Origin of the sequence: Aggregatibacter segnis (assembly GCF_003130075.1) — a bacterium.
Taxonomy (GTDB): Bacteria; Pseudomonadota; Gammaproteobacteria; order Enterobacterales; family Pasteurellaceae; genus Aggregatibacter; species Aggregatibacter segnis_A.
This window is the reverse complement of record NZ_NRCW01000005.1, coordinates 57458-69928: the sequence shown is the minus strand read 5'-3', so window position 1 is coordinate 69928 and position 12471 is coordinate 57458. Positions and strand designations below refer to the sequence as shown.

The window sequence follows — 12471 nt, the reverse complement described above, 5'->3', positions numbered from 1 at the left end:
TTAAAAATATCAATCAATTACTCAAGATTTTGAATTTGTTCGCGTATTTGCTCAATTAACACTTTCAACTCAATAGCGGAATTGGTCACATCGACATTGATGGACTTAGACGCCAAGGTGTTGGATTCGCGGTTGAGCTCTTGCATCATGAAATCCAACTTGCGTCCCACTGCGCCGCCTTTGCGCAGAATGTTTTGCGTTTCTTTGACGTGTAATTGCAAACGATCCAATTCTTCCGCCACATCAATGCGTTGCGCCAACATAATCAGTTCTTGCTCTAAACGTTGTGGATCCGGTTGCAGTTGAACTTCTTCAAAGCGTTGCAACATGCGCTCGCGTTGCCATTGTAAAATCTCCGGCATTTTGGACCGCACTTTTTGCTGTTCTTCATTGATGGCGTCAAGACGTTGTGTCAGTAATGTGTGGATTTTTTCCCCTTCGCGTTGGCGCATGGCGATAAACTCACTCACGACCTGCTCAAATGCCGCCAATAAATCCTGGCTGATTAAATCTACATCCTGTTCCGGTACTTCCACTACACCCGGGTAGCGTAATACATCGGTTAAATTGAGTTCACCTTCGCCTGCTTGCTGTTTTAGCCATTGTAAAGATTGCAATACTTGCGTGGCGAGTTCTTGGTTAATGTGTAATTCTGTCGCGGCTTGCTTTTTGTTATCAATACGCAGAGTACATTCGATTTTGCCGCGAGTGAGTTTTTGACGCAGGGTTTCGCGTAAGGTGTTTTCCAAGCTGCGGAACTGTTCCGGCAGACGGAAAAAGGTTTCTAAATAACGTTGATTGACCGAACGGATTTCCCAAACTGCGTTTCCCCAGTCTTTTTTGATTTCTAAACTGGCGAATGCCGTCATGCTATAAATCATAATAATTCCTTCATTTTTAGGCGCTAAAATTTGCGTGCTATTGTACTGCCAAATTTCGTTTCTGTCAGTTTGCGTGCTAAAATGGCGCGATTTTTTTATTGCTTAACGAGGAATTTTTCATGCGTCCGAATCAACGTGCCAACCACCAAACCCGCCCAATTAAAATCACCCGTCATTACACCAAACACGCGGAAGGTTCCGTGCTGGTGGAATTTGGCGATACCAAAGTGTTGTGTACTGCTACCGTGGAAGACGGCGTGCCGCGCTTTTTAAAAGGACAGGGTCAAGGTTGGGTGACGGCGGAATACGGCATGTTGCCACGTTCAACCCACAGCCGTATGCAACGTGAAGCAGCAAAAGGCAAACAAGGCGGTCGTACCTTAGAAATTCAACGTTTAATCGCCCGTTCCTTACGCGCCATGGTGGATTTAGAAGCCCTTGGTGAACGTTGTATTACATTGGATTGTGATGTGATCCAAGCAGATGGCGGCACTCGTACCGCTTCCATTACCGGCGCTTGCGTGGCGTTATGTGATGCATTGAACGGTTTAGTGGTAAACGGCACATTAAGCAAAAATCCGTTGAAAGGATTGGTCGCGGCGATTTCTGTCGGCATCGTAAACGGCGAAGCTGTATGTGATTTGGAATATGTGGAAGATTCAGCTGCGGAAACGGACATGAACGTGGTCATGATGGAAGATGGCCGCATGATTGAAGTGCAAGGTACCGCAGAAGGCGAACCGTTCAGCCACGAGGAATTATTAACCTTATTAGATCTCGCTAAACAAGGCTGTGAGGTCATTTTCCAAACCCAACGTGCGGCATTGGCAGAATAAGGATAGGAAGATGGAAAACTATAAACAACAGTTTATTGAATTCGCCCTTGCCCGTCAGGTTTTAAAATTTGGTGAGTTCACCTTGAAATCCGGCCGTGTGAGCCCTTATTTCTTTAACGCCGGTTTGTTTAACCAAGGCGCCGATCTTGCCCGTTTAGGTGAATTTTATGCGGCAGCCTTACAAGATGCCGGTTTGCAGTACGACATGATTTTTGGCCCGGCGTATAAAGGCATTCCCATTGCCACCGCGGTATCCATCGCGTTATTCAACCGCTTTGACATCAATAAACCGGTGTGCTTTAACCGCAAAGAAACCAAAGATCACGGCGAAGGTGGCAATTTAATCGGTAGTCCGTTGCGCGGCAAGGTGTTGTTGGTGGATGATGTGATCACTGCCGGTACGGCAATTCGTGAATCCATGCAAATTATTCAAGCCAATGAAGCGCAATTAAGCGCGGTATTGATTGCCTTGAATCGTCAAGAACGTGGCAACGGTGAGCTTTCTGCCATTCAAGAAGTCGAGCGCGATTACCAATGCGACGTGTTATCTATCATTGATTTTGCCGATTTGATGGCGTTCATTGAAACTCAACCGGAATACCAACAATATTTACCGGCAATGCGCGCTTATCGTGAGCAATACGGCATTAAATAAAGCGAAAGTGCGGTTGTTTTTTCACGCGTTTTTCAATTTGCTGAGAAAATCCACCGCACTTTTTTGACCCTAACGGAGCGACAATGAATTTTATTGGGAAATTTTTAGGTGCCTTAATCGGCTTTCGATTGGGCGGTTTTTTTGGCATGTTGGCGGGAGTGTTTCTTGGCCATCTTGCAGACAAAAAACTGTATGAACTGGGCACAGTCAATTCTTCTTTCTTCAAAACGAAAACCACCCGTCAACTATTGTTTATGCAAACCACCTTTGCGGTGTTGGGTCATTTAAGCAAAGCCAAAGGGCGTGTCACGGAAAATGACATTCTGTTAGCGACCCATTTAATGGACCAAATGCAACTAGACGATGCCGGTCGCCGTTTAGCGCAAGAGGCATTTAACCGTGGCAAACAGGTGGATTTTCCGATTCGTCAGGTGATTCGTGAATTTCGTCTTGGTTGCGGACAACGTGCCGATTTATTGCGGGCGTTTTTATCCGTGCAAATTCAAGCCGCATTTTCTGACGATCATTTACATGACAATGAAAAAGACGTGCTCTTTATTGTTGCTGAAGAACTGGGGCTATCCCGCGTTCAATTTGAGCAAATGTTGGCAATGGAAATGGCGGCGCGTCATTTTGCGCGCGGTGGTTTTTATCAACAAGGCGGCTACTACGAGCAACATTCCGGCTCCCAAGGTGGCTATCAACAGCAATCTCAATCTTCTTCCGGCCCGACCTTAAACGATGCTTATCAAGTGCTTGGGGTTAGCGCGACAGACGATCAGCCCACAGTGAAACGTGCCTATCGTCGTTTAATGAATGAAAATCATCCGGATAAATTAGTGGCAAAAGGGTTGCCACCGGAAATGATGGAAATGGCGAAAGAGAAAACCCAGCAAATTCAAGCCGCATACGACTTGATTTGCAAAGCCAAAGGTTGGAAATAACCTTTGCGCGTCATTTTAGCCCCGATGCAGGGCGTGCTTGATCCTCTCGTGCGTCAATTATTAACGGAAGTGAACGATTACGATTTGTGCATTTCCGAATTTGTCCGCGTGGTGGATCAACGCCTCCCGCAGAAAGTGTTTTATCGTCTTTGCCCTGAATTACTCCAACAGGGCTACACGCCAAGCGGTACGCCGGTACGTGTGCAACTGCTCGGACAACATCCTCAATGGCTGGCGGAAAATGCCGAACTTGCCATTCAATTAGGTTCCCACGGTGTTGATTTAAATTGTGGCTGTCCGTCGAAAACCGTCAACGGCAGCAACGGTGGCGCCTCTTTGTTAAAGCAACCGGAACTTATTTACCAAGCCACCAAAGCCATTCGTCAAGCCGTCCCACCAGAACAGGTAGTGAGTGTCAAAGTGCGCTTAGGCTGGGATTCCACCGACTTTGCTTACGACATTGCTGACGCGGTGCAACAAGGTGGCGCCACCGAAATTGCGATTCACGGCCGCACCAAAGCGGATGGTTATCGCGCTGATCGTATCAACTGGAAAAAAATTGGTGAAATCCGCCAAAAACTCCATATTCCAGTGATCGCCAATGGCGAAATTTGGCGTTGGGAAGATGGGCAACGATGCTTAGAAATAACCGGCTGTGAAGATTTAATGGTTGGTCGTGGGGCGCTTAATATGCCTAATTTAAGCCGTGTGCTAAAACATAATGACGCGCCGTTAAGCTGGGCTGAAATCATGCCGATTTTGCGCAAATACGCCACATTAGAAAATTGCCACGACAGCGGTTTTTACCACGTGGCGCGCATTAAGCAATGGCTGCAGTATTTGAAATGTGAATATAAAGAAGCAACGGATTTATTTGAGATTGTAAAACGTTGTCATGATGGGGATGAATTAAGAGTGTTGTTGGAAACGTACTTGGGCTAGCTTCCTGTTTGAAAAATAACTGAAAAATGCACCGCACTTTTTAACTCATGAGCTCATGAATAGCGCTTTTTTACCTACAACATAAATTGCAACCGCCATAAAGCCAACACTTATTCCCCATAAAACAAGCCCGTGCCATATAAATAAACGTCAACCTTATCTCCTACACACAACTCAATTCCATGGTGTTCCTCTAATTCAATGTCGAACCCGTTTATTTCAAGTCGAATCGCCGTTATTTTGCCTTTGAATTCCACGTGGCGGACGATGGCGTTAAAAAGTGCAGTGGAATTTTGCGGTGTTTTTGACAAACAGAATTGTTCCGGACGGAGAAGTAGCTTGCCGCGTTGTTGCCCTTGGCTTTTGTCTATGACGGCAATGTCACCTAATTGGCAATGCGCCGTTGAAGGTGAATTTAAGGTTGCCGGCAACACAATGCTTTCGCCGATAAAGGTGGCAGTGGAAAGGTGTTTTGGCGACCAATAAAGCGTACGCGGGTTGGCAATTTGTAAGATTTCTCCATTTTGCAACACAGCGATTTTATCGGCATAACGCAAGGCCTCGTCTCGATCATGGGTGACGAAAATGGCGGAAGTACCACTTTGGCGGAGTGCTTGCAACATATCATGACGGATTTGTTGGCGCAGATGTTCATCTAAGGCACTAAAAGGTTCGTCCAATAAAATCAGTTCAGGATTTGGCGCAATGGCGCGTGCCAAGGCGACACGTTGTTGTTGCCCACCGGAAAGTTGGTGTGGAAAACGGTCGGCGAGCGCACAAATACCGGTGAGCGCCATCACTTCGTCAATGCGTTGTCGTTCTTCCGGGGAGTTGCCTTTGCCATCGCCCAACCCGTAAGCAATATTGCGATACACATTCAAGTGTGGAAATAACACGCCTTCTTGCACCACATAACCTAGCCGACGCTGTTGTGGCGGAATGTTGCAATTTACGCCAAAAATCAACCGCTCTTTTAGGTAAATTTCACCGTTATCAGGTTGTTCAAAACCGGCAATAGCACGTAGCAAAGTCGTTTTTCCACAACCGGAAGCTCCGAGCAAAAACAAGATTTCGCCACTGTGCAATTCAAGGGAAATATCACGTAGCACATGCGTCTGCCCGAAATGTTTATTGAGGCAGTGGATTTGGAGGAGTGGTGTTGTTTGCATAGAAGTTTGTATTGTCATTATTTAAACGCATATTTTTTCAATAAAAACACCGGAATGCCGGAAAATAGCATGAGCATTATGGCATAAGGTGTGGCGGCTGCATATTGGGCATCGCTAGTGTATTCCCAAACGGCGATGGATAAGGTTTTGATGTCGTTTGGGGTGAGCAATAAGGTGGCGGTGAGCTCTTTCATCAGGTTTAAAAACACCAACGCAAAGGCACCGGTAATGCCCGGCAACATGGCGGGAATGGTGAGCGTACGGAAAATATAAAAATGACTACGCCCAAGGCTTTGCCCTACTTTTTCGACGTTATCGGAGATTTGTTCCAAGGAGCTACGCAACGTGGTTTGTGCCAAGGGTAAATACAACATGAAATAGGCGACCACGACCATGAGGAAGGTTTGGTAGAAAGAATAAGCGTAGTTAATGGTGAAATACACCAATGACAAGGCAATTACCAAACCCGGCATCGCATGCAATAAATATGGCAGGCGGTCAATCCACACAGTGAGGCGACTACGATAACGCACGGCGCTCCAAACGAGTGGCAGTGCGCAAAGCACGGTGAGTCCCGCGCCTAAACCGGAAACCAACAAAGAATTGCTGAAGGCTTCGAAAAAGGCGGAAAAATCCACCGCACTTTCAATAGACGTACCTACAAACATCCAGTGAATCAACATAATGAGTGGTACACCGATGCTGAGGAGAAAAATGGTGAGGAAAAAAATAATAGCCAAGAATTGCTTGCCGGCGGTTAAATTTTTCACCGGATAAGGGCGAGTCACGCCTTTACCGCTGTTATACAGGATTTGTTGTCCACGAAAGAAAATTTCGCCGAACACGATCAAGGCACAAATAACCATTAACACCGCCGACAGTAACGCCGCCGTATTGTTATTAAAGGCCATTTCATACTCTTGGAAAATAGCCGTGGTGAAGGTTTGATAATTCAAAATAGACACGGCACCGAATTCCACCAATGTATGTAACGCGATGAGTAAAATACTGCTGCCGATAGCCGGTTTTAACTGGGGAAATATGGCGTACCAAAAGGTATCACGACGGCTTTTACCGAGAGAAAGACTGACTTCCTCCAATGACCGATCCAGTCGTTTTAACGTGGCGGCAACAGGCAAATAGGCAAGTGGAAAATAGCTTAAGGTCATAATGCCAATCGTGCCCCAAAAGCCTTCAACACGAAAAGTCAGACTAATCCACGTGAAACAGCTGACAAAGGCTGGAATGCACAACGGCAAGGTCATCGCCACCTGAAAAAAAGGCTTACCCCAAAAGCGATAGCGTTCCAATAAAAAGGCGCAAACTGTGCCGAGAATAATGGAAAAAGTTGTTACACATACCATCAATAACAAGGTGTTGCTCAACAGCTCCCACATACGCGGTCGCCAAAGCAATTCAATACTGCGCACCCAACCCACATCAACCGCCCGAACCACCACATAGAGAAACGGTAGAATCAATGGCAAACTGATCAGAATAATCAAGGCGGTTAGCCAAAACGGAGGATTACGGCTCAAGGGGCTGTCCTTTTGAGTATTGGGTTAAAATTAACGGCTCTCGCTAGTATAGCTGTATGCCAAGCACTGTCAGTTACCGGTATCACCTGAAAGCTGTTGTTGGCACAAATTAACTATACAAAATTTCTTCATTTTGTGTTCAGTGTGTCATTATATCTTCCTTTCCGAAATTAAAATAACTAAAATTCTCATTAAGTGATTTTTAAGATGAATTATATAAATAAATTTAATGGATTGTGTCTTTTTATTACTAACGAAATTTAATTTCCGTTAAGGCATTTTCATAAGGAATAAAACAATGAGTGTTAATGATTTAATTCAAGAAGGTGTGAGTTTATTCAAAAGCAATAATTTTGATCAAGCAATTGCAAAATTTAATCAGGCTTTAGATGAGATTGAAGATAAAAACTCTCAACTTGAGGAACAAAATAATATTCACTCTTGGCTTGGTGGTTGTTATTTCGAGCAAGCACGGAAGGTTGGAGATATAACAGAGGCGAAGGGGTTATTTGCCCAAGCTATTGAGCACCACCAAGAGCAACTTAAACTTGCCAAACAGCTGACTGATAAGCAAACAGGTATTCAAAAGCAAAACAATGCTCAATTTGGGCTTGGTCGTTGTTATTTCGAGCAGGCATTGAAGGTTAGAGATACAACAGAGGCGAAGGGGTTATTTGCCCAAGCTATTGAGCACCACCAAGAGCAACTTAAACTTGCCAAACAGCTAACTGATGAGCAAACACGAATTCAAAAGCAAAATAATGCTCAATTTTTGCTTGGTCTTTGTTATTTTGAGCAGGCACGGAAGGTTGGAGATATAACAGAGGCGAAGAGGTTATTTGCCCAAGCTATTGAGCACCACCAAGAGCGGCTCAAGCTTGCCGAACAGCTAACTGATGAGCAAACAGGTATTCAAGAGCAAAATAATGCTCAATTTTGGCTTGGTCGTTGTTATTTAGAGCAGGCATTGAAGGTTAGAGATATAACAGAGGCGAAGAGGTTATTTGCCCAAGCTATTGAGCACCACCAAGAGTGGCTCAAGCTTGCCGAACAGCTGACCGATGAGCAAACAGGTATTCAAAAGCAAATCAATGCTCACTCTTGGCTTGGTCGTTGTTATTTAGAGCAGGCACGGAAGGTTGGAGATATAACAGAGGCGAATAGGTTATTTGCCCAAGCTATTGAGCACCACCAAGAGTGGCTCAAGCTTGCCGAACAACTGACCGATGAGCAAACACGTATTCAGCAGCAAATCCATGCCCAATCTTGGCTTGGTCGTTGTTATTTCGAACAGGCGATTAGAACCAAAGACATAACGAATGTAAAAGATTTATTTGAAAAAGCAATTAACCACCATTATAAACACCAATTACAACTCGCTGAACAGCTGACTGATGAGCAAACACGTATTCAGCAGCAAATCTATGCCCAATTTTGGCTTGGTCGTTGTTATTTTTCACAAGCGACTAAAATTGAAGATAAGTTACAAACTGAAATTTTGATTAAAGATGCGGAGGGCTATTTTTTAGGTTCCTTGGAATTGTTACCACTATTTGATAATGAACAAGAAAGAAAAAGAGTTGAAAAGATAATTTACCACTATTTAAGAAACATTTGTTTTCTTAGAAGTAATTGGATTCTTTATTTTAATAAGAAAAAACAAGATATAAGTAAGGCGTTATTTTCAGATGAGGATAACAACTTGGATAGAAAACTAAAGGAAGCAATTTCTACTATTTTAGCCGTTTTAAATATTCCTCCGATTGAATTGGGTTCAACCCCGCTTGCGCATTACACATCTTCCACAGTGTGTAACAAACTATTTGGTGTTGTTCATGAGGATGATTCTAGTCCAATGACTAGTCCAATGAGAATAGGCAGTTCCACCTATATGAATGATCCTTCTGAAGGAAAAGGGTTACTGGAATTGTTATCGCTACAAGATTTGGAATTGGAAAATAAAGCAGATTGTTCACCTCACAATGCTTTCTTTGCCTGTTTTTCTGCTCGTGTGAATGATTTAAATCAATTTCGCTTATATGGCAAAGAAGATGGTGTAGAAGCTTCGGGCTGTTGCTTGGTATTTAATAAAAATAGAGATTGGTTGAAAGAGCCTGACATTTCAGCACCCTTCCGTAGTTTTCTAAAAAATCTGGACGAAAATTCAGCTGAATTTAAGGAGACGGATATTTCCAACGTGGAATATGAAAAACTACCACTTTATCAAGTTGCTTATATTGCATATAAAGATGAATACATTGCCGAAGAAAAATGTGAAAGATGGCTTGATAACTCATTTGGAATCTGTTTGAAGCCGATAGGTGAAAATAAGGTTTGGCATAATTTTCGTCTTGATCAACTTAAGGAGGCCCTACAAGAGCTTGTTGGCTTTTTTAAGGAGAAAGACCATGTTAATGATAAAAACAAAAATGCGTTGGAATATATTCGCTATTTATTTAAAGACTTTGCCTTCCGTGATGAAGAAGAATTCCGGGTGCTAAAAATGGCAGAAATCGGCTCAGAGGAAATTGAATATTGCAAAACGACCAAATCCATTTATTTACCTTATGCTGATATCAGCTATATGGTAGATGAAGTGATTTTGGGCACCAATTATGAGAAAACTCATATCAGATACAAAGCAGAAGTATTTCAACACCAGATGAAACAAAAATGCCCATATGTTAAGGTTTCTCGTTCATCATTGCCGATTTATGCGAATCCTCCGATTAAGAATGACTAAACCCAAAAAGTTTCCATCTTATTGGAAACTTTTTCTTGTTTAGCTATTTCGCTCGCAACAAAAAAGCCACCCGAAAAACGTGTCAAAAAACGACCGCACTTTCAGGTGGCTTTTTATATTTTTAACTGTACCCACGGTATTTCACGTTGAGAGACACTGTGGTGATACGATTATTTCAATCCCGCTTGCTCAATTAATTTATTGGCTTTTTCTTTGTCTTGCGCCGTTGTTGCGGTGACTTCAGGGGCTTCTAGTTTTGCGTAAGGTTCCATGTTGAATGGAGAAACCACGTCAGTGCGTAATGGGTATTCTGCGCGGGCAGCCACAAGCGCTTCTTGGCCTTTTTTGCTGGCTAAGAATTCGACGAATTTTTTCGCTTCTTCTTTATTTTTGGAGCCTTTTAACACTGCGGCACCGGAGTAGGTGACTAATGCACCCGGATCTTGGTGACGAATGAAATACAAACGAGAGTTTAATTTATCTTCGCCTTTTTCTTTTGCTAAGGCATACCAATAATAGTTGTTAATCAACGCAGCCGGCACTTCGCCATTTTCAACGGCTTGTAATGCCACGCTGTTTTTCGCATAGAGTTTGCCATTTTCTTTCAAGCCTTTTAACCAGTCTAACGCCGCTTGTTCGCCTTTTAGTTTGGTGATGGCTACAACTTGTTCTAAGAATGCACCGGAAGTTGGCACATAACCGATTTTATCTTTCCATTTCGGCGTGGCGTAATCTAATACGGATTTTTCCATGTCTTTTTCGGAGAGTTTATTTTTGTCATAAACCACCACACGGGAACGACCGCTTAAGGCAATCCAGTCTTTTTTCGGTGCTACCGGTACGCCTTTATATTGGGTTTGTTTGATGATGTCGGCAGAGAGGGGTTCGAGTAGGTCTGAGCCAGATAATCCGGCAAAGGAGGCGACTTGTTCAGTATAGAACACATCAGCCGGGGTTTTGTCGCCTTCTTCTTTTAATTGACCGGCAAGCTGTTCGCTTTTGGCGCTGTTTAAGGTCACTTTGATGCCGGTTTCTTTGGTAAAGGCTTCGGTGACGGCTTTGGCCGCTTCTTTGTGTTGACCGTTATACACGGTAATGTCAGCGAAAGTGGCGCTAGAGAATGCCAATGCTGCGGTAAGTGTTGCTAGTTTTAATGCGTTAAGTTTCATAAATGCTCCTTTTTAAATGATGTGATTTAAATAGATTGTTTCCTAAATGTTAAATTTTAACGGGGTTATTTTAGGGGAATATTCTTATAAATGCAAATTATTCTCAATATTAAGATTGGGGTTTAACGTAAAAAGTGCGGTAGATTTTTTCAATGAATTTTGGCGAGAGAAAAGGGTAAAAAGAAAAACGGTCGTATGTGGTACGACCGTTTTTTTAATGACGTTATAGTTTTTCCACTAACTGCACTGCGGCGCCAATATAGCTTGCCGGGGTGAGTTGTTGCAAGCGCGTTTTTTCTTCTGCCGGAATGTCTAATTTCTCAATAAAATCAAACATCGCTTTGGCATCAACGCATTTGCCACGAGTGAGTTCTTTTAGTTTTTCGTACGGTTTTTCAATGCCGTAACGACGCATCACGGTTTGAATCGGTTCGGCAAGCACTTCCCAGTTTTGATCCAATTCTTCGCGCAAATGGGCTTCGTTCACTTCTAATTTGCTGATGCCTTTTTGGGTCGCCGCATAGGCGATTAAGCAGTAGCCTAAACCTACGCCAAGGTTACGCAACACGGTGGAATCGGTTAAATCGCGCTGCCAGCGGGAAATCGGTAATTTGCTGCCTAAGTGCGCCATCACCGCATTTGCTAAACCGAGGTTGCCTTCGGAGTTTTCGAAGTCGATCGGGTTGACTTTGTGCGGCATGGTAGAAGAACCGATTTCACCGGCGATAGTACGTTGTTTGAAGTGATTTAATGCGATATAACCCCACAGGTCGCGGTCGAAGTCGATCACGATAGTGTTAAAACGTGCTACGCAATCGAACAATTCAGCGATGTAGTCATGGGGTTCGATTTGGGTGGTGTACGGGTTCCATGTTATGCCCAAAGACGTCACGAATTCTTCGCTGAAGGTATGCCAATCAATATTCGGGTAAGCAGACAAATGGGCGTTATAGTTGCCCACGGCACCGTTGATTTTGCCCAGAATATCGATTTGTTGTAACTGTTTGTATTGGCGTCTTAAACGATACACCACGTTGGCCATTTCTTTGCCCACGGTGGTTGGCGATGCCGGTTGACCGTGCGTACGGGAAAGCAATGGAATGGTTTTATATTGCTCGGCAAGTGCGGTGATTTTTTCGATTAAATTTTGCCACTCCGGCAACAACACTTCTTCGCGTGCGGTTTTTAACATTAATGCGTGGGAAAGGTTGTTGATGTCTTCGGAGGTGCAGGCAAAGTGAATAAATTCGCTGATTGCCGCTAATTCAGGCAATGCCGCACTTTTTTCTTTAAGGAAATATTCCACCGCTTTCACATCATGGTTGGTCGTTCTTTCAATTTCTTTAATGCGCTCGGCATCTTCAAGAGCAAAATTGGCGACAATTTGGTTAAGGTAATCGTTTGCTTCTTTTGACAAAGAAGGCACTTCAGTGATTTGTGCGGTCGCTGCCAATTTTTGTAACCAACGAACTTCCACCGTAACGCGGAATTTTAATAATCCGAATTCGCTGAAAATATGACGTAAACGGGCGGTTTTGTCTTGATAACGACCATCAATCGGGGAAAGTGCGGTTAGCGCGCTAAGTTGCATAGA

General features: G+C 43.7%; 10 protein-coding genes. 5 read left to right on the top strand and 5 right to left on the bottom strand.

Annotation, left to right across the window (positions count from 1 at the left end; genetic code table 11):
* Positions 1-17: 17 nt before the first annotated feature.
* Positions 18-881, bottom strand: coding sequence for a YicC/YloC family endoribonuclease (locus DK415_RS07075; protein ID WP_109433040.1), 864 nt, complete (start codon positions 879-881; stop codon positions 18-20).
* A gap of 119 nt (positions 882-1000) precedes the next feature.
* Here DK415_RS07075 and rph point away from each other — a divergent pair, with 119 nt between their 5' ends.
* The 4 genes from rph (at position 1001) to dusC (ending at position 4258) form a co-directional block, all read left to right on the top strand.
* Positions 1001-1717 (top strand): ribonuclease PH, encoded by a 717-nt coding sequence (gene rph, locus DK415_RS07070; protein WP_109433039.1) that lies wholly within the window; start codon positions 1001-1003, stop codon positions 1715-1717.
* A 10-nt stretch (positions 1718-1727) separates the two neighbouring features.
* Entirely contained in the window at positions 1728-2372 is a 645-nt protein-coding gene (pyrE, locus tag DK415_RS07065) for an orotate phosphoribosyltransferase (protein ID WP_109433038.1), read from the top strand.
* An 83-nt stretch (positions 2373-2455) separates the two neighbouring features.
* Positions 2456-3316: a co-chaperone DjlA gene (djlA, locus tag DK415_RS07060; protein ID WP_109104138.1), complete on the top strand. Its 861-nt coding sequence runs from the start codon at positions 2456-2458 to the stop codon at positions 3314-3316.
* A 3-nt stretch (positions 3317-3319) separates the two neighbouring features.
* The gene (dusC, locus tag DK415_RS07055; protein WP_109433037.1) at positions 3320-4258 is read left to right on the top strand and encodes a tRNA dihydrouridine(16) synthase DusC; all 939 of its coding nucleotides are present in this window, start codon (positions 3320-3322) and stop codon (positions 4256-4258) included.
* A 110-nt stretch (positions 4259-4368) separates the two neighbouring features.
* Here dusC and DK415_RS07050 read toward each other — a convergent pair whose 3' ends face one another.
* Complete coding sequence (locus DK415_RS07050) at positions 4369-5427, bottom strand: ABC transporter ATP-binding protein (protein ID WP_109433036.1); 1059 nt, start codon at positions 5425-5427, stop codon at positions 4369-4371.
* Between the two features lie 17 nt (positions 5428-5444).
* Complete coding sequence (locus DK415_RS07045) at positions 5445-6965, bottom strand: ABC transporter permease (RefSeq protein ID WP_109433035.1); 1521 nt, start codon at positions 6963-6965, stop codon at positions 5445-5447.
* 298 nt (positions 6966-7263) lie between these two features.
* Here DK415_RS07045 and DK415_RS07040 point away from each other — a divergent pair, with 298 nt between their 5' ends.
* Positions 7264-9708, top strand: coding sequence for a tetratricopeptide repeat protein (locus tag DK415_RS07040; RefSeq protein WP_109433034.1), 2445 nt, complete (start codon positions 7264-7266; stop codon positions 9706-9708).
* Between the two features lie 170 nt (positions 9709-9878).
* On the opposite strand, the gene DK415_RS07035 is transcribed toward DK415_RS07040, so the two are convergent.
* Together DK415_RS07035 and purB are read right to left on the bottom strand one after the other, a co-directional pair.
* Positions 9879-10877 carry an iron ABC transporter substrate-binding protein gene (locus DK415_RS07035; protein WP_109433033.1) on the bottom strand — a complete coding sequence of 333 codons (999 nt, stop codon included), beginning with the start codon at positions 10875-10877 and terminating at the stop codon, positions 9879-9881.
* Between the two features lie 223 nt (positions 10878-11100).
* On the bottom strand, positions 11101-12468 hold the full coding sequence (gene purB, locus DK415_RS07030; protein ID WP_109433032.1) for an adenylosuccinate lyase: 1368 nt from the start codon (positions 12466-12468) through the stop codon (positions 11101-11103).
* Positions 12469-12471 lie beyond the last annotated feature (3 nt).